Below are 1,014 nucleotides of genomic sequence, written 5' to 3' on the forward strand. Positions count from 1 at the left end.
TCCGCTGATCGGCGTGGTGCACGCCGCCGGGGTGCTGGCCGACGGCACGATCGGCTCCCTGGATGCCGAGGCGCTTCACAAGGTGATGGCGCCCAAGGTCGACGGCGCCCTTAACCTGCACGAGCTGACCGCGGAGCGCGAGCTCTCCTTCTTTGCCTTGTTCTCCTCCGCGGCCGCCGCTCTGGGCAACCCCGGCCAGGGCAACTACGCAGCCGCCAACGCCTTCATGGACGCCCTGGCCCACCACCGCCGCTCGGCAGGGCTGCCGGCGATCTCGATCGACTGGGGGGCGTGGGAACAGGCCGAGGGGATGGTCGCCGACACCGACGCCGCCCGCCTGGCGCGGATCGGCGTCAAGCTGCTCTCCGAAGAGGAGGGACTGGCGCTGTTGGACGTCGCCCTCGGCGCCCCCGAGGCCCAGCTACTGCCGATTCGCCTGGACACCGCGGCGCTTCGCACCGTGGCAAAGGCCGGTGCCCTACCGCCGATCCTAAGCGCCCTGGTGCGGGTGCCCGCCGGCCGTGGCGCCGCCGCCAAGGGCGCCCTGGCGCGGATGCTGGCCGAAGCGCCGCAGGCCGAGTGGGAGCAGATCGCCCTCGACCTGATCCGCGGCCACATCGCGGCGGTGTTGGGCCATCCCTCCCCCCAGGCAGTGGACCCCGAGAAGAACTTCAAGGACATGGGCTTCGACTCCCTGGCGGCGGTCGAGCTGCGCAACCGCCTGATCGGGGCAACCGGCCTGCGCTTGCCGGCCACGGTCGTCTTCGATCACCCGACCCCGACCGCGGTCGCGCTCTACGTCGTCGCCAAGCTGGCGGGGGAGAAGAAGGCCCTGCCCGCCACCCCGCGTGCCTCGGCCCACACCGATGAGCCGATCGCGATCGTCGGCATGAGCTGCCGCTATCCGGGGGACGTGCGCTCCCCCGAGGACCTCTGGCAGCTGGTCCTCGAAGGCAAGGACGCGATCGGCGAGTTCCCAGGGGATCGCGGCTGGGACACCGAGCGGCTGTTCGA

General features: G+C 71.8%; 1 protein-coding gene. It reads left to right on the forward strand.

The genetic code is table 11. The annotated features are described in order from the left end of the window. Nucleotides 1–1,014, forward strand: a 1,014-nt coding sequence (locus VF202_14950; protein HEX7041413.1) for a KR domain-containing protein, incomplete at both ends; no start/stop codon positions are given.

It is taken from the genome of Trueperaceae bacterium (assembly GCA_036381035.1).
GTDB lineage: Bacteria > Deinococcota > Deinococci > Deinococcales > Trueperaceae > DASRWD01.